Source organism: Castellaniella sp. (assembly GCF_036379515.1).
In the GTDB taxonomy this organism is placed as follows: Bacteria; Pseudomonadota; Gammaproteobacteria; order Burkholderiales; family Burkholderiaceae_B; genus Castellaniella.
The window spans coordinates 81,840-99,351 of record NZ_DASVGN010000036.1; the positions used below are offsets into that span (position 1 = coordinate 81,840).

At 59.8% G+C, this 17,512-nt stretch carries 17 protein-coding genes; 7 read left to right on the forward strand and 10 right to left on the reverse strand.

The window, feature by feature from the left end; all coding sequences use genetic code 11:
• Positions 1-2: 2 nt before the first annotated feature.
• A complete protein-coding gene (locus VF285_RS12775; protein WP_346953018.1) occupies positions 3-512 on the reverse strand; it encodes a three component ABC system middle component in 510 nt (169 codons plus the stop codon).
• A complete protein-coding gene (locus VF285_RS12780; RefSeq protein ID WP_346953019.1) occupies positions 509-1,567 on the reverse strand; it encodes an ABC-three component system protein in 1,059 nt (352 codons plus the stop codon). Before VF285_RS12780 ends, VF285_RS12775 begins: the two co-directional genes overlap by 4 nt.
• Before the next feature lie 665 nt (positions 1,568-2,232).
• Here VF285_RS12780 and VF285_RS12785 point away from each other — a divergent pair.
• Entirely contained in the window at positions 2,233-3,357 is a 1,125-nt protein-coding gene (locus tag VF285_RS12785; protein WP_346953020.1) for a DUF3883 domain-containing protein, read from the forward strand.
• A gap of 435 nt (positions 3,358-3,792) precedes the next feature.
• On the opposite strand, the gene VF285_RS12790 is transcribed toward VF285_RS12785, so the two are convergent.
• From VF285_RS12790 to VF285_RS12810, 5 genes are all read right to left on the reverse strand, one after another.
• Entirely contained in the window at positions 3,793-4,167 is a 375-nt protein-coding gene (locus VF285_RS12790; RefSeq protein WP_346953021.1) for a hypothetical protein, read from the reverse strand.
• A gap of 521 nt (positions 4,168-4,688) precedes the next feature.
• Positions 4,689-5,000, reverse strand: a complete 312-nt coding sequence (locus VF285_RS12795) for an addiction module antidote protein (protein WP_346953022.1) — start codon at positions 4,998-5,000, stop codon at positions 4,689-4,691.
• Positions 4,997-5,311 carry a type II toxin-antitoxin system RelE/ParE family toxin gene (locus VF285_RS12800; RefSeq protein ID WP_346953023.1) on the reverse strand — a complete coding sequence of 105 codons (315 nt, stop codon included), beginning with the start codon at positions 5,309-5,311 and terminating at the stop codon, positions 4,997-4,999. The genes VF285_RS12795 and VF285_RS12800 overlap by 4 nt, the downstream gene beginning before the upstream one ends.
• 69 nt (positions 5,312-5,380) lie before the next feature.
• On the reverse strand, positions 5,381-5,857 hold the full coding sequence (locus VF285_RS12805; RefSeq protein ID WP_346953024.1) for a transposase: 477 nt from the start codon (positions 5,855-5,857) through the stop codon (positions 5,381-5,383).
• Positions 5,858-5,912: 55 nt separating this feature from the next.
• A complete protein-coding gene (locus VF285_RS12810) occupies positions 5,913-6,935 on the reverse strand; it encodes a LysR family transcriptional regulator (protein ID WP_346953025.1) in 1,023 nt (340 codons plus the stop codon).
• A 127-nt stretch (positions 6,936-7,062) separates the two neighbouring features.
• On the opposite strand from VF285_RS12810, the gene VF285_RS12815 reads away from it, so the two are divergent.
• From VF285_RS12815 to VF285_RS12835, 5 genes are all read left to right on the forward strand, one after another.
• On the forward strand, positions 7,063-8,274 hold the full coding sequence (locus tag VF285_RS12815; protein WP_346953026.1) for an efflux RND transporter periplasmic adaptor subunit: 1,212 nt from the start codon (positions 7,063-7,065) through the stop codon (positions 8,272-8,274).
• A gap of 18 nt (positions 8,275-8,292) precedes the next feature.
• Positions 8,293-11,475 (forward strand): multidrug efflux RND transporter permease subunit, encoded by a 3,183-nt coding sequence (locus VF285_RS12820; RefSeq protein ID WP_346953027.1) that lies wholly within the window; start codon positions 8,293-8,295, stop codon positions 11,473-11,475.
• Positions 11,476-11,488: 13 nt separating this feature from the next.
• Positions 11,489-12,937 (forward strand): efflux transporter outer membrane subunit, encoded by a 1,449-nt coding sequence (locus tag VF285_RS12825; protein WP_346953028.1) that lies wholly within the window; start codon positions 11,489-11,491, stop codon positions 12,935-12,937.
• Positions 12,938-12,949: 12 nt separating this feature from the next.
• Entirely contained in the window at positions 12,950-13,303 is a 354-nt protein-coding gene (locus tag VF285_RS12830; protein WP_346953029.1) for a hypothetical protein, read from the forward strand.
• A 129-nt stretch (positions 13,304-13,432) separates the two neighbouring features.
• Positions 13,433-14,215, forward strand: coding sequence for a MipA/OmpV family protein (locus VF285_RS12835; protein WP_346953030.1), 783 nt, complete (start codon positions 13,433-13,435; stop codon positions 14,213-14,215).
• Here the strand turns inward: VF285_RS12835 and VF285_RS12840 are convergent.
• Together VF285_RS12840 and VF285_RS12845 are read right to left on the reverse strand one after the other, a co-directional pair.
• Positions 14,203-14,811 carry a TetR/AcrR family transcriptional regulator gene (locus tag VF285_RS12840; RefSeq protein ID WP_346953031.1) on the reverse strand — a complete coding sequence of 203 codons (609 nt, stop codon included), beginning with the start codon at positions 14,809-14,811 and terminating at the stop codon, positions 14,203-14,205. The genes VF285_RS12835 and VF285_RS12840 overlap by 13 nt on opposite strands.
• A 156-nt stretch (positions 14,812-14,967) precedes the next feature.
• Entirely contained in the window at positions 14,968-15,918 is a 951-nt protein-coding gene (locus VF285_RS12845; protein WP_346953032.1) for an aldo/keto reductase, read from the reverse strand.
• A 91-nt stretch (positions 15,919-16,009) separates the two neighbouring features.
• On the opposite strand from VF285_RS12845, the gene VF285_RS12850 reads away from it, so the two are divergent.
• On the forward strand, positions 16,010-16,429 hold the full coding sequence (locus tag VF285_RS12850; protein ID WP_346953033.1) for a cupin domain-containing protein: 420 nt from the start codon (positions 16,010-16,012) through the stop codon (positions 16,427-16,429).
• A gap of 56 nt (positions 16,430-16,485) precedes the next feature.
• On the opposite strand, the gene VF285_RS12855 is transcribed toward VF285_RS12850, so the two are convergent.
• Positions 16,486-17,505 (reverse strand): biotin--[acetyl-CoA-carboxylase] ligase, encoded by a 1,020-nt coding sequence (locus VF285_RS12855; protein ID WP_346953034.1) that lies wholly within the window; start codon positions 17,503-17,505, stop codon positions 16,486-16,488.
• Between the last annotated feature and the right edge of the window lie 7 nt (positions 17,506-17,512).

The following is a 17,512-nucleotide window of genomic DNA, read 5'->3' on the forward strand; positions in this document are numbered from 1 at the left end:
CATTAGAACCCTACTCTCAATGTGTGAGCGACCTGTTGATCCGTCAAGCCGGAAAACCAATATCCAACCTTTTCGCAGGCTGGCAAAATACGGCGGATTCGCTCAGGAGGCGTCGGAACACGCAGCCCAGTGTGCGGGCTAAATGCCCAAACTGCTGTCGTGCTTGGTTCGATATGAATCAGCTGCGATTGCTCTGCAGCTATGAGCGATCTGAGAGTCAGCTGCCGGAGTGCTAAAGCACGACCGTGGACCGTCAACAGATCTTCGCGCTGTGCACCAAGCTTGCCGGCCAAAAGATGCAAACCAGAAGTCTTCTGTGTTCCAAGTACCACAGCCAAGGTTGGGGCATGCAGCACAAGCGGTAAGAGCAAAAACACTAGAGGTAGAGTTACCGCCCGTTCATCACGCTCCTGAAACCCAAGGCAGAATCGCCAGATAGCGTATGCGCCAAGCGATTCGTTCTGGACAATCGCTGCTTCGCTGAGGCGTCCCGTATAAACACTATCCGTCACTTCTTGTCCTCCTCACCCAGAAGAGTCTGGTACTCCGGATGCCACCCTAGCTTTCGTCTATCAGCCAAATCGTTGAATCCCCCGTGGGTGAAATGACCGGGTACTGCACGACTGTCTAACGGCACGTCCATAGCAGCACAGCGCCCGTAGACAATCCGCCCCTGCGCTTCTTTGGACTTCCCCGAATAGACTTCTTGGACCTCACTGTGCGTTGCATCATGTTTGCGTATCAAAGCATCTTCCCAATCCTCGAAGGTGCCATCGAAGACAAGGCCTTGATCCGCCCATTTCACCTTGTCACCAGACGTGCGCAACAGATCACTGACCGCCCGAAGCTGCTGCTCCTCTGACGCTCTTATTAATTGCAGTTGCCGTATGAAGACAGGACGGTTGATCAATAGCGCCTTTGCTACATCCTGAGATGGGGCCGCTGTGAACGTCGGGAGATAGCCTGCCATGTTGTTTTGCTTGATAAAGGCATGGAAGTTCTTTCGGAACTCCGCGACGCCTATCAGCGCGGGAGCCTTCCGACGGATGCACTTATCGGCAGCCTCCTTGGCTTGGCCAATTGCCGAAGCACAGATAACATCTAGTGAAGCCTCTGGGACCGTAGGCCTCAACAGTTCACGAAGAGGTTCCACTGGGTCTGCATCAGCGGCAACAAAGGTCGTTTTGCTGACAACGACCAAGCGTAGCGCGTTCGCCGCTTCGAGGAATCTCTGCACGCTCACAATGCACTTGGGTGCAGAAACCCTTTTCTTTAGCTTGTCTTTAACCTGCTTGATAAGTGCCTCGATCTCCTCAGCGTCAGTTGCAGCATGTATCGCCTCACTCAGTTTGCCAAGCTTCGGCGGCGTCACATAGATCTGAAAGGAGGTCTTCGATCCGTCAACCTTCTGAGTCTCCACCGCGTCCAGCCAATTAGCAACTGTCTTCCAAAGATCATCGGACCAATCAGAAAGCGGATTATGCGCCAAAGCACTTTTACATTGCTCCAGTAGCAGGGTGCCATCTGCATAGTGGACGGCAACATCATCAAGATATTCGAGCGACACACTTGAATCACACGGGCTGCTCAGTAAGTGATAGCACAACCTGACCGGCTGCAACGAAAATCCAAGATACGGCCCAGGGGCAGCGTGCTTGACGAGCGAAGATGCTGTCCGACTCATGCTACAGACCTCGAAATCAGCTTAGGCGACGAGCCTGCTCTACGAATAGTGGGCCACATGTCCTCTCCTATTGCTTAGCGTTGCTAATCGTAAGACATAGTTTAATTCATATTTTGTTACCAGCGAACTGCACCTGCATGCAGAAAATTTCCTGCGCTCACGATGGCCTAGCGACGAACGTTGAGCTCGAGCGGATGCCCAAAGCACAAGCTAGCTACTGATCCCACCACGAGGAGACATAAGCGGCGGCGCTTCGCTGGCCTTACCGACTGCGAGCTTCGCCCAGTACCCTCGCTCTGGTCGCGGCACCTGTAGTGCGGTGCAGATCCGGGCCAAATAGCTGCCAGATACCTGGAACTTCCCAGCGACCTTGATCATGGGCATTGCCCATACGAACTCGTAGAGTTCTTCCCGGGCTATCGACCCCGCTTCCATCGCCGTGGCTCCCTTTCCATACGAAACGCCGAATCTAAGGCAAACTACGATAACTGACTCGCAAGACTTTGCGACCAGCATCCCCCACGCCGACTGTTTCCTAAGCTCCAACCATGCGTCTTACAAAGCTTCAATCACCTATCGCGATCCGAAAGGCCATCGAAGAGTTTGACCGTGTTGGTCGCGTCTACTTTCTCGAGAAATATGGCTTCGGAAAAGCCCGCGAATACATGCTGCGAGAGCCTGCTACGGGGAAGCTCTACGACTCAAAAGCCATCGTTGGCGCGGCCTATGGCTATGCTTTTCCGGATGAGGGTCCTCTCACATCAGCAGATTTTTCAGGCGGCGAGGCAACCGTCGAGCACCTGCTGACAGAGCTTGGCTTTCAAGTCGTACGCATCGGACAGGACTGGACAACAGAAGAGGTTGAGGCAACCGTCAGCGATTATTTTGACATGCTCCGTCAAGAAGCCGCAGGCCTGCCCTACAGCAAAGTGGAGCACAACGAACACCTCCGTACCAAGCTCATTACGCGGAGCAAGGCATCGATCGAACTGAAGCACCAAAATATCTCAGCCGTTCTGGATCAGTTAGGTCTTCCCTACATCCGGGGTTACAAACCTCGATCCAATCTCCAGGAGCTATTGCGCCAAGTAGTTGTCGCCTATATTGGCCAGCATCAAACCAAGCTGGCCAGCGTCATGGACGACCTGGACGCACACACATCCGCCGGTGGGCAGAAATTCCTCGGTGCACTTGTCACGCCTCCCACGATGGAAGCGCTATCGATAAAGGGCAAGCGCCAACGCCTTGCCCGTAAATTCGATTATGCCCAGAGAGACGAGCACAACCGCCGCCTAGGCCACAATGGAGAAGCTTGGGCGCTGAGCTTTGAAAGAGAAAGGCTCATGCAAGCCACAAGGCTTGATCTTGCTGAAAAAATTGACTGGATATCGGATCGGTTGGGGGATGGCGCTGGCTACGACATCCTGTCATTCGAAGACGACGAGCAGGCACGGTTCATCGAAGTCAAAACCACCAATGGCGGTAGCTTGACTCCATTCGTGGTCACCAGGAATGAACTGGAGTTTTCAGAAGAAACTGAAGATGCCTTCTGCTTGTACCGACTCTTTGAATTTTCCAGCAAGCCGCAGTTGTTCATCCTCAGAGGGGCTCTCTCGTCGAACCTGGAGTTGGAGGCTTTGGACTATCGTGCGCGACTGAGAACTCTCAGCTAAACCGACCAGCAATCCGCTCAACTCTTGGGCGTGGAGCACCCATCGCCAGCACTACCTCAGCAGGGCATCAACTCCGTCCCTTCTATCATCCTGAATGACCGGCATCTGATCCAGGGCGGCCAGGCCCCCGAGACGTTCGAGCAAGCGTTGCGGCAGGTTGCGGCTGCCCTGTGAATCGACCTCAAGCCTCTAGTCTGCCGGGGGAGCTCGCCTGTCTCGCCGCCGCTTGACCCACTGCGCGGTAAGGTTGGCGCTACACCGCCGGAGGCGACCACCCATCGTCCCCGTGGTGAAGGTGCTTTCCCTGCTCGTGGGGCGCATCGCCATCCAAAAGGCGCCGCCCGCCAAGCAAGCGAGGAAGACATTCAAAAGCAGGAATCCCATACTGCTCCTCAAGGTTTGATCTACCGGCTGCCTCGCGCATTTGCGCCCCAGCTACCGTGTGGGGCCAGCCGTTGCCCCTGCCTCAGGCAGCTCCAGCAGCGAGATCAACCGCTGCATTACCCATTCTTGCTCGTCTGGGGTGAAATCCCACTCCCTGATGCGCACTTTTTCGGCAATCCCATCCCGGATCCGCTGCAGATTGAACTCCCTCGTCCAAGCATTTTCCCGTTCTTTCCGCCGGGCATACCCGACGAGCTGCGCGGCGAGATCCTCGGCATTTTCGTATGCCTCCTGATGCTCTTCGTCCGGCACAAGCGCCGAGAAGCCGCCGCCTTTCAACTCCCTGGCTGAGAATTTCGGGACTGCCCCGTCTAGGCCGGATGCCATTGTCCTACGGGGGAAATCTGCTGGTGGTACTGGTGGCATGGCGCTCTCCTTATCCTATGAACGCGTACAGTATGCCGTTGTGAGGATCGCTGGAATTGTGGTTTGTCCTCGTGTAGCGAAACAGGCCAAATTGTCAACAACGCAGGGCCACCTCGCGCTGCCAATCGGTAGCCGGAATAGCCTGCCTCGGGCACTGGACAGCTCACGTTACGTGACCCTGTGTCCTTCGGCCAGCCGGCCACGGGCGCAGCCATTGAAAAAGCGCCTGTAATCACTGCAACTTTTTCTTCAGCACGATTGGCAGCGTTATGCTTTATTTCGTGATGATTGGCAAAGTTATGCTTTACCGGAGGTTCCCAGTGCTTTGACCCTCCCAAGGGAGAGAACTGGCCGTGCGGCACGGTTATGCTTTATTTCGCGGCAAGGATATGCCTAACGGCACAAAACATCCCAAAACCCCAAAAAATCAATCTCTTAGGCACAATTCGCTGCCCTAGACGTGTCACTGCGCGTCGCTACATCCCGAGCTTGTCTGGCCCTACCCCATAAACGGGGGTAGGTTATGCATCCGCATGATCGGCCTGCACCAGCAACCGTACCCCTAGGGCTTTACAGACTTTTGCGATGGTATCGAACCGTGGGCTGGCGTCAGCACGCAATGCCTTATACAGGGATTCTCGACCAATACCCGCCGCCTGGGCGATCTGGGTCATGCCACGGGCACGAGCCGCAACCCCCAGGGCCTGTGCCAGCTCTCCGGCATTCCCTTCTTCGATCACTTGAGTTAGGTAAGCAGCAATATCCTGATCATCACGCAGATATCGGGCGGGATCAAAGGTCGGTAGATCGGACACATTGATTTTTTTGCTCATGGCGGATCCTCCATCCCAGTTTGCAAGGTACTCGCCAGTTCCTTTGCTCGTCTGATGTCACGGCTTTGCGTGGATTTATTGCCCCCGCCCAGCATGACGATGAGCACATCGCCCTGTTGCGTGTAGTACATCCTCCAGCCCGGGCCGAAAAACTCTCGCATATCGAAAACGCCTTCGCCAACTGGCTCGACATCCCCGAGTAAACCACGTGCCGCCTTTTCCAATCGGCGAATCAGACGCGCCCTCGTGGAGGGATCCTTCAGACTGGCAAACCAATCATCGAATTCGGGCGGGGGCTTGATCGTGTACATGTTCTATCGTATTCGATAGGATACACATGTGCAAGAAATTACCGGCCATTCTTTGCTCAAGCGCCCAAACTACGCCCATCCCGCGCGGAGAACGAGTTGTACCTGGGTTCCCGACTCCACCACCAGTTTCTCGTTCGATCTGGAGAAGCGCCACATGCGCACGATGGGCTCCAGCCACGATGTTAACGTAGCGGCCAACGCCCTGGCCGGGCTGCGCTCGAACTGGCCGATGAGCGCCAGGAATTTCGGCAGCATCTTCTTGGCCCGCTTGGCAGTAAGCGTCTTGAGCACCAGAAAGCCGTTGAGCTGCTGCCTGGCGAAGTACAGCGCCCGTAGCACGGGGAACAGCGCCAGGTACTGGTGCAGACGCGCCTGCTGCACCGTCAAGAGCTTCCAGTGGTGGCGGCGCACCAGGCTGACGAGCCCCCGGTTCTTGCGGCCCTCGGGGTCGTGGCTTTGCCAGAGCTTCATGAAGTGTCGGTTGACCAGCCGCACGACGTGGAAGCGGTCGGGACTGTCAAAGCGCTGCTGCGAGCACGCACGCAACGGCCGTGCTGGCGTTGTCCTGGTCGGAGTCGGGTCGTGCGGTCATGTGTTCCGCCTAAAAAGTGGCTTCCTCGACACCTTCGTGCACCAAAAAATCCCGGATGGTCGAACCGCTCTTTGTTTGTGATGCAAAGGCGCACTCTGGGCTGAAACCCGTGCCGCCGGTGCAGTCCCTCATCCGGGGGCACTTCTGGAACAGCTCGCTGACCCAGTCCACGAATACGCGTACCCTGGGTGAAAGGTGCCGGTTGTACAGGTATGCCACGGAGATTGGCATAGGGGCGGGTGCCCATGGCGTCAACACCTCGCGCAGCTCGCCTGTTTGCAGATAGGGTGTGACCATATAGCGCGGCAACTGGATCAAGCCGAAGCCTTGCAGCCCGCATGTCAGATATGCCTCCGAGTCATTGACCGAAATGATGCCGTTGACGCTCACTTCGACAGGCTTATCGTCCACCGAGAAGCTCCAATCCTGGACCCCCGTGCCGGTGGCCCTGGAGAAATAATGCACGGCCTGGTGCTGATCCAGATCCTGGATCGTCTTCGGTTCGCCGCGGCGCTCGATATACGAAGGGGCGGCGCAGGTCACGATCTCCAGGGTACCAATGCGCCTGCCGACCAGCGTAGGCCCCTTCAGCTCTCCGACGCGGACCACGCAGTCCACAGCGTCCTGCACAAGGTCGATCGGGCGGTCGCTCATGCCTATTGCCAGTTCGATGTCGGGGTAGCGCGTATGAAAGTCGCACAGCGCGGGAATCAGGATCAGCCGACCCATCGAGGGTAGCGTATCAATACGCAGGCGGCCGCGCGGGCTCTGCGTGGTGTCACGCAGTGAGGCCTCGGCGTCTTCAACGTCGGCCAGGATGCGCACGCAACGTTCGTAATAGGACGCGCCGTCCGGGGTCAGGCTCAGGCGCCGAGTCGTGCGGTTCAGCAGCCTGGATCGTAGCTGGCGCTCCAGGGCCTGAATCGTGGTCGTAATGGTCGAGCGCGGCAGCCCGAGCGTATCTGCGGCCATCGTGAAGCTGTTGGCTTCGACGACGCGGGTGAAAACCTGCATGGCTTGAAAGCGATCCATTATTTGCTTATTCCGAATAAGGTTGTCTGAAAACAGATATTTATCTGTCTATTCAAACAATCAATAATACGCCGACTCTTCTGTACTGCATACGGTGTGCTTTTCGACGCGCCGCCCGAGGACCATCATGTTGTCAAAAACCAATCGATACGCTGCAGCGTTCATCGCTGTGGCTCTTGCCGCTATCGGCGTTGCCGTATTCCACCTGCGGGCCGGGACGGCCCGGGCCGCGATACCCCCACCCGTCGCGGCCGTAGCGGTCGACGTCGCTACCGTTCGCAGCCGGATGATGACCGATTGGCACGATTATTCCGGTCGGCTCGAAGCGGTCCAACGCGTGGACATCCGCCCGCTCGTGTCGGGCACCTTGACCGCCGTGCACTTTACCGACGGCAGCTTCGTGCACAAGGGCGATCCGCTATTCACGATCGATCCACGCCCTTACCAGGCTGCGGTGGATCACGCGCAGGCCCAGCTGGCTGCGGCGCGCGCGCAGGCCGCCTACACGGCCTCCGACCTGGCACGGGGCAAGCGCCTGCTGGCAGACAACGCGATCGCGAAACGGGACTATGAGGAAAAGCGCAACGCGTCGAGCGAGGCAGCGGCCAATCTGCTGGCGGCGCGCGCAGTGCTCGAGTCGGCTGAACTGGATCTGGGGCACACCCGAATCGTCGCGCCCATTTCGGGCCGGGTATCGCGCGCGGCGCTGACCGTCGGGAATGTAGTGACGGCGGGAGCTGGGGCCGCGCCATTGACTTCACTGGTGTCGATGTCTCGCATGTATGCCGCCTTTGACGTGGACGAACAAAGCTTCCTGAAGGTCGTCAATCCTGCACGCCAGTCTGGAATGCAGTCAATACCGATCCGGATGGGCCTGACCGGGGAGAACGGTTATCCGCGCGAAGGCACGCTGGTGTCGATTGACAACCATCTGGACGTCTCATCGGGCACGATCCGCGTACGGGCGGTGTTCGACAACGCAGATGGCACGTTGGTGCCGGGCTTATATGCGCGTATCGAGCTCGGGAGTGGCGCGCCCCATTCGGCCCTGTTGATTGATGAGCGAGCGGTTGGCACCGACCAGGACAAGCGTTTCGTGCTGGTGGTCGACAAGCATGACAAGACGGCTTACCGCGAAGTGCGGTTGGGCGCGGACAACGGCGGCCTGAGAGTCGTCGAATCGGGATTGAAGGCCGGCGAGCGCATCGTCATCAACGGTCTGCAGCGCGTCCGGCCGGGAGACCTCGTGACACCGCAACCGGCGTCGGCCTCCAGCGAGGCGGATCTTGCGCTGTCGGAGCCTGCCGCGCCAGCGGCGGGCTCCGCGGACCACTCCTGAGCACAGGGTTGACAACTGATGAATATTTCAAAATTCTTTATTGATCGGCCGATATTCGCCGGGGTGCTGTCGGTCCTGATTCTGCTGGCCGGCGGCTTGGCGATGTTTCAATTGCCAATTTCCGAATATCCCGAAGTGGTGCCACCCTCGGTCGTCGTGCACGCCCAGTATCCCGGAGCCAACCCCAAGGTGATCGCGGAGACGGTCGCTGCGCCCCTTGAAGAATCCATCAACGGTGTAGAGCACATGCTCTACATGCAGTCGCAGGCCAATAGCGATGGCAATCTGACGCTCACGGTGAATTTCCAGCTCGGCACCGACCCGGACAAGGCCCAACAGCTGGTGCAGAACCGGGTCTCCCAGGCACTGCCCCGACTGCCTGAGGAGGTGCAGAAGCTGGGCGTGACGACGGTCAAGAGTTCACCCACGCTGACGATGGTGGTCCATCTGCTCTCGACCGACAATCGTTACGACGTCACTTATCTGCGCAATTACGCGGTCCTTAACATCAAGGACAGACTGGCACGCATCCCCGGTGTGGGCGAGGTGCAGATATGGGGGTCGGGCGACTACGCAATGCGCGTCTGGTTGAACCCACGAAAAGTCGCACAGCGCGGGCTGACTGCGAGCGACGTCGTTGCGGCCATCCGTGAGCAGAATGTACAGGTGGCGGCAGGCACTATCGGTGCATCGCCCAACTTGGCCGACGTGCCCCTGCAGCTGTCGGTCAATGCACACGGCCGCTTGCAGACCGCAGCGGAATTCTCCAACATCATCCTCAAGACCTCGGCAGACGGTGGGGTGACGCGTCTCGGAGACGTGGCACGTGTGGAGCTTGGCGCAGCCCAGTACAGTTTGCGTTCTTTGCTGAACAACAAGCCTGCTGTCGGGATGGCCATCATGCAGTCGCCAGGCGCCAATGCGCTGGCTGTCTCGGATCAGGTGCGCGCGACCATGAAGGAGCTGTCGGCTGATTTTCCGGCGTCGGTCAAGAGCAGCATCGTCTACGACCCCACGCAGTTTGTGCGCTCGAGCATCGAGGCCGTCATCGAGACTCTGTTGGAGGCAATCGCCCTGGTGGTCCTGGTGGTGATCGTTTTTCTGCAAACCTGGCGCGCATCCATTATCCCGCTTCTGGCGGTGCCCATCTCCATCGTGGGAACGTTCTCGCTGCTGCTGGCATTCGGCTATACCATCAATGCCCTGTCGCTGTTCGGGCTGGTGCTCGCTATCGGGATCGTGGTCGACGACGCCATCGTGGTGGTCGAAAACGTCGAGCGCAATATCGCCGAGGGCTTGTCCGCGCGCGATGCCACCTATCGCGCCATGCGCGAGGTCAGTGGTCCCATCATCGCGATCGCCTTGACGCTGGTCGCCGTCTTCGTACCCCTGGCTTTCATGACGGGGCTCAGCGGTCAGTTCTTCAAGCAGTTCGCCATGACGATCGCCATCTCGACGGTGATCTCGGCGTTCAACTCGCTCACGCTTTCGCCCGCGCTGGCCGCTTTGCTGCTCAAGGGGCATGGCGAGCCGCCTGACTGGCTCACGCGCACGATGAACCGGCTGCTAGGCGGTTTTTTCGGGCGGTTCAATCGCTTCTTCGGCCGTACTTCCGATCGCTATGCGGGTGGCGTGTCAGGCGTGGTGACCCGCAAGGCGTCTTTCATGGGCGTCTATGTGGTCCTGCTGGCGATGACGCTCGGGGTTGCATATATCGTGCCAGGCGGATTTGTGCCGGCTCAAGACAAACAGTACCTGATCGGTTTCACCCAGCTTCCCAACGGGGCGTCCCTGGATCGTACCGAGAAGGTGATTCGTCGCATGGGCGCGATCGCCCTGAAGCAGCCCGGTGTCGAGGACGCCATTGCGTTCCCGGGGTTGTCCATCAACGGCTTTACCAACAGTTCGAGCGCGGGGATCGTCTTCGTGACCTTGGCGCCATTCAAGAAGCGTCGCGGTGCCGCACTGTCGGCCAACGCCATCGCGGCGAGCCTGAACCGACAGTTCTCGGGAATCAAGGACGCGTTCATCGCCGTCTTTCCACCGCCGCCCGTTATGGGTCTGGGCACGGTCGGCGGGTTCAAGCTGCAGATCGAGGATCGTGCCGGGGTGGGCTACGCAAAACTTGATGCAGCCGCACAGGCGTTTCTCGCGCGGGCACGTCAGACGCCCGAGCTGGGGCCGACCTTTTCCAGCTATCAGATCAATGTGCCGCAACTCGATGTGAATCTGGACCGCGTCAGGGCCAAGCAGTTGGGTGTGCCGATCACGGATGTGTTCGACACGATGCAGATTTACCTGGGGTCGCTGTATGTAAATGATTTCAACCGGTTCGGACGTGTGTATCAGGTCAGGGCGCAGGCCGATGCACAGTACCGCTCGCGGCCTGAAGACATTCTGAACCTCAAAACGCGCAGCCGTTCAGGCGAGATGGTGCCGCTCTCGTCGCTGGTCGAGGTGACACCCAGCTTCGGGCCCGAGATGGTGGTGCGCTATAACGGCTATACCGCCGCCGACATCAACAGCGGACCCGCGCCGGGCTATTCGTCGGGTCAGGCGCAGGCCGCGGCTGAACGCATTGCTGCAGAGACGCTGCCCGCTGGCGTCAAGTTCGAGTGGACGGACCTGACGTATCAACAGATCCTGGCAGGCAATGCAGGCATCTGGGTGTTTCCTATCAGCGTGCTGCTGGTATTTCTGGTCCTGGCTGCCTTGTACGAGAGCCTGATCCTCCCGCTGGCGGTCATCCTTATCGTGCCCATGAGCATTCTGGCGGCCTTGACCGGCGTGTGGCTTACAGGGGGCGACAACAATATCTTTACGCAGATCGGCCTGATGGTTTTGGTCGGCCTGGCCTGCAAGAACGCCATCCTGATCGTGGAATTCGCACGTGAGCTGGAATTGCAGGGTGTGCCGACCCTCAAGGCTGCGATCGAAGCATGCCGCCTGCGGTTGCGTCCCATTCTGATGACCTCCATCGCATTCATCATGGGCGTCGTGCCGCTGGTGACATCGGTGGGCGCTGGCTCCGAGATGCGCCAGGCAATGGGGATCGCTGTGTTCTTCGGCATGCTGGGCGTCACCTTGTTCGGCTTGTTCCTGACACCTGTGTTTTATGTCTTGCTGCGCTCACTGGGACGCCGCCGCCTGCATTCGGCCTCGGCGCATGAGGCACCCACGCTGACCGTTCATGCGAAGTAATCGAGAGTTGGCTATGACGACATACTTACGAAGCGTTCTTGTACCCGCCCTCCTGGCGGGGCTGCTGGCGGGTTGTGCGGTGGGACCGGATTATCAACGACCATCGGTTGAGATTCCCAAGACGTTCAAAGAGGCCACACTATCGCCCGAGGCTGCTCAGCGCTGGAAGGACGCGCAGCCTTCCGACGCGATGAAGCGCGGCAAATGGTGGACGATATTCAAGGATGCCAAGCTGGACGCCTTGGAAGACCAGGCCTTGAAGGCAAATCAGAATTTGAAGGCTGCTGCCGCTCGTGTGGCGCAGGCGCGTGCCTTGCAGAGGGGTGCGAGCTCAGAGCGGATGCCCCAGGTGGATGCTGGTTTTGGCGTGACCCGCCAGCGGGCCTCGAACGTTTCGCAGGGTTTGCCTGCAGGGGCGCCCAATCCGCCAGTCACCGCATGGCGTGCGCAGGCGGGCGTTTCCTACGAAGCAGATCTGTTCGGACGTGTCGCTGCCACCGTCGATGGGGCCACCGCCGATGCGCAACAAAGCGAGGCCTTGTTCCGGTCCGTGCAGCTCGCTTTGCAAGCGGATGTCGCCCAGACTTATTTTCTGATCCGTGAGCTGGACTCTGAGCAGGCGCTCTATCGGGGTACTGTCGATTTGCGTGGCAAGTCCTTGAACCTGGTGGAGCACCGTTACGCGCAGGGTGATATAGGGGAACTGGACGTGGCGCGCGCTAAATCCGAACTGGCGGCGGCCCGCTCGGAGTCCATGGGTATCGCGCGCCAACGTTTGGTAGCTGAGCACGCCTTGGCCGTCCTGCTGGGCGAGCCGCCCGCCGACTTCAAGTTGCCGCCCCATACGCTGGATCGTGTGGCGGTCAGGATACCTGCAGGGCTTCCTTCATCTTTGCTCGAGCGCCGACCCGATATCGCGGCAGCCGAGCGTGCCATGGCGGCGGCCAATGCGCGTATCGGCGCAGCGCGCGCCGCGTTTTTCCCGCGCTTGAGTCTGACAGGTGCTCTGGGATATGAGTCCTCCGAGTTGGGTGATCTATTCCAATGGTCCAGCCGGACGTTCCTGTTAGGGCCGCTGGTCGGGACCATGCTGTCGCTTCCGATCTTCGATGGGGGCCGGCGACAGGCCGGCGTGGATTTCGCGCGGGCTCACTACAAAGAGGAAGTCGCTGCGTATCGCCAGACGGTGTTGGGCGCATTCCGGGATGTAGAGGACGGTTTGTCGAGCCTGCGCATCCTGGGCGAGCAGACCGACATGCAAGATGCCGCAGTGAAATCTGCAGCCCGGGCGGCGCGCCTGTCGCAGATTCAGTATCGCGAGGGATCGGTGAGCTATCTGGATGTGATCGACGCGGATCGTGTGGTTTTGCAGCAGCAACGCGCGGCCGTACAGCTTGATGGCGATCGCGCCCGGACTGTGGTCCAACTCATCCGTGCAATCGGCGGGGGGTGGGGTGCCTAGAGACACGGATCGATGCCCGCTACCCTCCAGCTGACGCTCATATTCGGGGTCTATGCCGTATCCATGTGGATATTTTTGACTGCAGCGGCTGTCCCGGCACTGATTGTGGCCCGGCTTTTGCAGGGCTTGGCCACGGGGATCGGGCTCACGCTGGGCAGCATCGCAGTGGGCTCGGACTTGTTGCTCTTCGTGGGCACCGTCTTGGCCGGTACTGGTTTCGGGCTGGGATTTCTGGGCGCCCTGAGGACCAGCCGCACGGCGCATTCGCGCACTTCCGGGGAAAACCTGGTCTGGCTCGCCATGACTCATTCTTCCAAGGTTTGGAGCCTCCCCAGAACTCGGTGTGATCCATCCTGGGCTTTTTAAACACCCACGACGCTGTAGCGATCTATCCGCACATCGACTATCTTTCAAATAAGATTCATGTATGTATCTTGACTAATCATGAACATCTGGTTAGGATGCGGTCCTGTTTCTTAAGATTGAGTCTCTTCCATGTCCTTCCGTTCGCACCGCTACTCTTCTCCCTCCATCCACCATCCTCTGCGCCAGGGGTTGGCCCTGGCCTTGCTGGGGCTGGCGCTCTCTGGCACTGCTCAGGCAGATAGCAGCATTACCCTGGGAGCCGGGGTCGGAGCCATCCCGCGCTACGAGGGATCCAGCGAATACAAGGGCACAGAGATCCCCATCGTCAATGCACGGATCGGACCTTTTTATGCCCGTACCGACCATGGCGTCGGCATCAATCTGATTGAAACCCCCACAGTGACACTGAGCGCCGGGGTCAACATGATGTGGGGTTATGACAGCGGCGATATGCCGCACGGCATCGACGGCCTGTCCGACGAGGTCGGCGCCCGTCTGGGCCTGTCCACACGCTTCGCCGGCGCGATTTTCCGTGTTGCGGCCACTCAGGCTCTCAAGGACAGCGACCGGGGTCTGCGCCTGGATGCCCGGATCGCCTATCCCTTCGCGCTGACCGACCGCGTCCGGCTGGTGCCCAGTGTGGCCACCAGTTGGGCCAGCGAGAAGTACATGGACAGCTACTTCGGCATCACGGCCGACGAATCCCGCCGCTCCGGCCTGGCGCAGTACCAGCCAACATCAGGGTTCAAGGATGTGTCGGCCCGCATGGCGGTGAACTTCGCGCTCACGGAACGGTTCAACCTGACCGGTACGGTCAACATCAGCCGGCTGGTCGGCGAAGCCGCCGGCAGCCCCCTGGTTGAACAGAAAAACCAGGTCAGCACGGTCGTAGGCGCCAGCTATACCTTCTGATTGGGCACCGCGCCCACCAGCGGCAGAAATATTTCGTCCACCCAGGCTGCGCACAATGTCGGGTCGGGCGGCGTGCGATGCAGCAGTACGTAGTGGCCCATCAAGTCATTGAGCAGCGGCACGACCGTGCCGGTCAGCCGGGCGGGGTTCAGTTCACCCCGCCGTGCAGCGCGCGCCATCAAGGTGGCGAATACATTCTGCCGCCCTCCCATCAGCACGTCACGCAAGGCCTGGGGCGACGTGTAGGTTTCCCGAAACGACGCGTCCAGCAGCATTGAAAAGGTCAGGTCGATCACATCGGCCAGACCGCCCAACCGCTGCAGATAATCCAGCAGTTCCGCCCGAAGATTGCCCAGATCAGGCGAACCGAATGGGCGTTGATCCAGTTCGTATTGCACGGCGGCCACCGCCAGGTCTGCCTTGCCGGCCCAGCGCCGGGCGAGGACCGTCCGGCTAGTGCCGGCTCTGGATGCCACCCCCGCCAGGGTCAGGCCCGCATAGCCATGATCCAGCAGCTCGGCCCAGGCAACGCCCAGGATGGCCTGTTCCAACGCTGCATTGCGGCGTCGGCGTTTAACGGGAGAAGCGTCCATCATCGCGCGAGGTCTTTTGTGCCATTTCCGAACGATCCCATAATCCAGACCGAACGGCAAGCGTCCGACTGCGCCGCATGACGCGCATGAAGAGGCCCCCAGAACAACGAACCCAGCCGGTTTCAGCTGGGTTTTTTGCTGTCTGAAAGCGCCATGAAATCAACGGCTGGCTTCGTCGAGCACGCTCCGTTGCTCGGCGGTCAATGTCAGTTCAGTGGCGCGCACCAGACTCTGCAATTGATCCAGGTTCGTGGCACTGGCAATGGGTGCCGTGATTCCGTCTTGTGCCATGATCCAGGCCAGGGCAACTTCGGCGGGTTTGGCACGTTGTACTCCGGCAACCTGATCCAATGCCGCCAGGATGCGCTTGCCACGCTCGTTCAGGTATTTAGCAACACCCTGGCCACGCGGGCTTTTGTTCAGATCGGCCTGCGACCGATATTTGCCCGACAGAAAGCCCGACGCCAGGCTGTAATAGGTGATGACGCCGAGGTTCTCGCGCGTGGTCAACTCGCGCAATGCACCGTCGAACTTGGACCGGTCGTACAGGTTGTATTCGGGTTGCAACACGTCATAGCGCGGCAGGCCATGCGCTTTGGCCGCGTCCAGCGCCTGCGTCAGCTGGCCCGCATCCAGATTGGAGGCGCCCACTGCGCGGATCTTTCCCGCCTTGAGCAGCATCTGGAAGGCGCTCAGCGTCTCTTCGTAGGAAGTATCCGGATCTGGCCAGTGCGATAGGTACAAGTCGATGTAGTCGGTCTGGAGCCGGCGCAGCGAGTCTTCGACAGCCGCGGTGATCCAGCGTTTCGACAAGCCCTTCCTCATCGGCCCAAGGTCCGATCCCACCTTGGTGATCAACACGAGCTGATCGCGCTTGCCCGGATGGCGTTGCAGCCAACGGCCGATGAGGGTTTCAGATTCTCCACCCTGATGGCCGTTGACCCAACGTGAATAGCTGTCGGCCGTATCCACCGCATTCAGCCCAGCGTCCGTCAGCGCATCGAGCAGCCGGAAGGAAGTGGCCTCGTCAGCCGTCCAGCCGAATACGTTTCCGCCAAACACCAGCGGCGTGATGTTCAGGCCGGTTTTTCCAAGGGCTCGTGTGTTCATTCTGAAATTCCCTGCAAAAAAGGACAGGCCGGGGGCAACCCGACAATAGAAAATGACGCGTGATGCATCCAATAGTATCCCTGACGAGTTGATGGCCGCTATTCAACACTCGGGATCCGTTGAGGGTATTCTCTGGAAGCTGAAAGTGGCCTTCCAGCGCCAGGCAGTTCACCTGGCAAACATACCCACCCATATGCTCAAGAACCTTTTTGCAGCCATCCCCGTTGACCCAAGCTGCGAGGCATTCGACGATCTGCTGAACGTCCCCGGCCTGCGCATCGAGCGCATTGTGTCTCATGGGCAAAAAAGCCCTCCTGGCTTCTGGTACGAACAGGACGAAGATGAATGGGTCATCGTTCTGCAAGGCTCAGCCACGCTCCGGGTTGAAGGCCGCGATACCCTCATACATCTGGAACTGGGCGACCATTACTGGATACCCGCAGGCCTCAGGCATCGTGTGGATTCGACGGCACCGGACGGCCCCACGATCTGGCTGGCCGTCCATCGCTGATGGTTCGAGTATCGAGCACGCGCCGGGCGCCATCCGCTGAAGCGGCCGGCCTCGGATCAGCGTTCAGTGGCGGACACGCGCACTGAGACTTCACCGCTGTAAAGAGGGGCAATCTTTCCGTCTGCCTCCACGAGCAGCGCACCCACTTCGTTGATGCCGCGCGCAATGCCCTGCTGCACGCCACGCGGCGCATCGATCTGCAAGGTCTTTCCGCGCAGGGAGTCCAACGCCGCAAACTCCTCTAGGAACGGGTCCAGCCCATCCTCCTCGAAACGCAAAAGTCCGTCGCGCAGCGCCCGGATCAGTGAGGCCGCCACCACATTACGGTCCGGCGGCACACCGCCCTCACACAACTGAGCCAGATCTGCTGCCGGCTGGTTCAGCGCATTCCGTAGTTGCGCGGGCAGCCGGATATTCAGCCCGATGCCGATGCGCGCCACGCAGGGTCCTTCGGCTTCCCCGTTTACCTCGATCAGAATGCCGCACAGCTTTCCCGCGTCCACCACGACATCGTTGGGCCACTTCAGCCGCAACCCAAGAATCCCCAGCTGGGAAAGAGCCCGGACCACGCACACCCCCACGGCTATCGACAGGCCCGACAAAGTCGCCGGGCCGCCCGGGAATCGCTTCAGGCACGACAGGCAAATGTTCAATGCAGGTGGCACCAGCCACGCGCGCCCGCGCCGCCCGCGCCCGCCGGTCTGGCGCTCGCACAACACCACGGACAGGTCCGGCCGCTCGCCTTGATGGCGCGCCAACTCGTCCTGCGTAGAGTCCAGCTGCCAGCAGACATGGACAGGCGCCTGCGGGAGAGGGCCCAGCGCCTGCGCGATAACGTCTACATCCAGCAGCTGGATGGGCCAAGGCAGGCAATAACCCACGCGAGTGCGAGCCTCGATGGGCAGCCCGGACGCGCGCAGATCCGCCACATGCTTCCACAGCGCGGCTCGTGTGACGCCGAGACACTGGGCCAACTGTGCTCCCGAGACGGGAGTTCCGGACGCCAGTGCGCCCAGCAACGCCTGATCCAGGGACACGCGGTCCAGCGACGCCTCATCCGGCGATGCTGTCGTCATGGCGCGT

What these genes read in the sequence shown, in the direction of transcription:
- VF285_RS12785 (WP_346953020.1), top strand. Translation starts at nt 2,233, where the DNA reads ATGCGTCTTACAAAGCTTCAATCACCTATCGCGATCCGAAAGGCCATC.
- VF285_RS12845 (WP_346953032.1), bottom strand. Translation starts at nt 15,918, where the DNA reads ATGAACACACGAGCCCTTGGAAAAACCGGCCTGAACATCACGCCGCTG.
- VF285_RS12830 (WP_346953029.1), top strand. Translation starts at nt 12,950, where the DNA reads ATGCCCGCTACCCTCCAGCTGACGCTCATATTCGGGGTCTATGCCGTA.
- VF285_RS12825 (WP_346953028.1), top strand. Translation starts at nt 11,489, where the DNA reads ATGACGACATACTTACGAAGCGTTCTTGTACCCGCCCTCCTGGCGGGG.
- VF285_RS12855 (WP_346953034.1), bottom strand. Translation starts at nt 17,505, where the DNA reads ATGACGACAGCATCGCCGGATGAGGCGTCGCTGGACCGCGTGTCCCTG.
- VF285_RS12850 (WP_346953033.1), top strand. Translation starts at nt 16,010, where the DNA reads ATGGCCGCTATTCAACACTCGGGATCCGTTGAGGGTATTCTCTGGAAG.
- VF285_RS12840 (WP_346953031.1), bottom strand. Translation starts at nt 14,811, where the DNA reads ATGATGGACGCTTCTCCCGTTAAACGCCGACGCCGCAATGCAGCGTTG.
- VF285_RS12820 (WP_346953027.1), top strand. Translation starts at nt 8,293, where the DNA reads ATGAATATTTCAAAATTCTTTATTGATCGGCCGATATTCGCCGGGGTG.
- VF285_RS12795 (WP_346953022.1), bottom strand. Translation starts at nt 5,000, where the DNA reads ATGAGCAAAAAAATCAATGTGTCCGATCTACCGACCTTTGATCCCGCC.
- VF285_RS12815 (WP_346953026.1), top strand. Translation starts at nt 7,063, where the DNA reads ATGTTGTCAAAAACCAATCGATACGCTGCAGCGTTCATCGCTGTGGCT.
- VF285_RS12790 (WP_346953021.1), bottom strand. Translation starts at nt 4,167, where the DNA reads ATGCCACCAGTACCACCAGCAGATTTCCCCCGTAGGACAATGGCATCC.
- VF285_RS12810 (WP_346953025.1), bottom strand. Translation starts at nt 6,935, where the DNA reads ATGGATCGCTTTCAAGCCATGCAGGTTTTCACCCGCGTCGTCGAAGCC.
- VF285_RS12835 (WP_346953030.1), top strand. Translation starts at nt 13,433, where the DNA reads ATGTCCTTCCGTTCGCACCGCTACTCTTCTCCCTCCATCCACCATCCT.
- VF285_RS12800 (WP_346953023.1), bottom strand. Translation starts at nt 5,311, where the DNA reads ATGTACACGATCAAGCCCCCGCCCGAATTCGATGATTGGTTTGCCAGT.